Genomic DNA, 1,895 nt, shown 5'->3' with positions numbered 1-1,895 from the left:
CATGCGTTGCTGACGGCGCTGAAATCGCCGGACGACGCCATCGACTGGGACACGCTGCTGCCCTGGAAAATCACCCTACCTTAAACCCCACGACCGAACACTGTGGGGATTTAACGACGCTTACGTTGCAAGTAACACATATGTGCTGCAGTCGCATCAATATCCATGCAACTGGCGAATAGCTTGTCCTGATAGTTGATGCCCTGTTCCGCAAGCACTTCAGCAAATGCGATCACCATACTGCCTGCCCCAACTGCCGGTTCCTGCAACGTAATGAACGGCTTGTGTTCCAGCTCGCTGAGTACATCACCGGCGGTGAGGCGAGCCATCAGGGCAGACAGATGATAAGGTGTGAAAAACTGGCCCATATGGTCTGAGCCGATCTCCAGTTCCATGAAGATCTGGCCCAGAAAGTCACCCGGCTGACACTCCAGAGCGCCAGTGAGACACCCCAGCAACTGAGTCATCCTGTGAACATCATCAGGTTGATAGCGACCGGCAATCGCCAGATACTCTTTTTCCAGATCAGGACTGCGAAGAAAAACGTTCTGCACGGCAAGTGTCGCCATTTCTGCAAAATCGCGGAAAACCTCATGTCGGTGGTGATAGCGCGCCGTTTCACGAAACAACCGGATAAATTCCCGGCGGTAATGGTCATAGCCGTTCTGGCCAACGTGGCGTAACCGATCAGGGGTATTGGCTGGCGCGAGTATATCCAGGGTCAGCTGCGTCATTCTGGTGTTCCTTCCTTTGTGGCGATCTGCGGTGTGCTCCCGCCATACCGCGCTGGACGCAACGGGCCATAAGGAAAAAATCCAGCTCCGGACGCAAGGCCGCAGCGCAAATGACTGACCAGGGGGAAGGAATGCGAACGGGCACAGCAGTCGGTGGCTTGAATTTTTCCGGCACGGTGCGACTGTTAAGCGGAGGGAGGGAGTAACTGCTGACGATGGAGTGAAAGCTGACTCAATAAGGAGGGCGGACAGATTCGCCGCCAATTCATAGTCTGGCAGTGTCAGCGCGGATCGTGGATTTTATCCAACAAGCCAAGACGCACCATGTAAGTAATAACTGATTCTGGACGAAGCTGTTATTCCTTAGCAAAGGCAGGGCTCCGCCCGCCGCCACGCCATCAGCGGGGGCTGCCAATATGTCATCGGGTTGCAGGTGTGATTTAACAACCGCTGAGGAAGATCCGGGCAAATGATCGTCTGCCGCAAGGCGGTGAGGAAAACTGAGCGCAGCGACATCCTTAACATCCTGAGTAACTGCACTTAACCGGGAATTTGACCAGAATAAAACCGACAGGATATGACATGGTCACCATGAAATAAGTTGCGCGTCGCGCAGGAATATCCGTGACCACCTCAACCACACCACCACGTTGAGCCTGTGACACGCAAACGGGTTGAAAAAACTATGCGGGAGTTTGACTATCACCGGAATGCGACCGCGTTGGCGCTGGTAAAAAGAAGCGGCTACATGTTGGGGGTTGCTCCCCGGCAATCTCGACGATCCGTTTTTCTCACGACTGGCGCAGGACGTCAAAGATAACACACGGAAAGAAGGCGTCAAGTTGATGGTCTGCAGTGGTAGCCATCAAGCCAAGCTGGAGAAAATCGGTCTCAACCTCATGATATACCTAGGATGTGAAGCCATCGGTGCGCAGGTCACCCGAATGAAGGAGGTGGACATATTAAGGTATGCCGCCCACACGCTGACCGTAGTTGTGGTCAATCAGACCTGCCGATTAGAACGCAACGTCTTGATGGTTAGGAGTTTGGATCGTTTCTTTTGAGAGCAACAGACCATGAACGGTAGCGTGCCGTATCCCCTGATGGTGCAGTATCGCGAAGAGTTATACGTAAAAATGCCGGTTTTGCTGTGTTTTTAAT

1 protein-coding gene and 1 pseudogene are annotated in these 1,895 nt (G+C 53.2%); one reads left to right on the top strand and one right to left on the bottom strand.

Going from position 1 to position 1,895, the window contains the following annotated elements; translation table 11 throughout:
• Positions 1-110 precede the first annotated feature (110 nt).
• Entirely contained in the window at positions 111-734 is a 624-nt protein-coding gene (locus ACMV5I_RS29375) for an N-6 DNA methylase (RefSeq protein WP_414825959.1), read from the bottom strand.
• 618 nt (positions 735-1,352) lie between these two features.
• Between ACMV5I_RS29375 and ACMV5I_RS29370 the strand changes: the two are divergent.
• Positions 1,353-1,741 (top strand): annotated as a pseudogene (locus tag ACMV5I_RS29370) (transcriptional regulator); the annotation flags it as partial.
• Between the last annotated feature and the right edge of the window lie 154 nt (positions 1,742-1,895).

The sequence above is a fragment of the Serratia sp. T13T92 genome, assembly GCF_047530105.1.
Lineage (GTDB): Bacteria > Pseudomonadota > Gammaproteobacteria > Enterobacterales > Enterobacteriaceae > Chania > Chania fonticola.
This window is presented reverse-complemented; position numbering and strand designations above follow the sequence as displayed.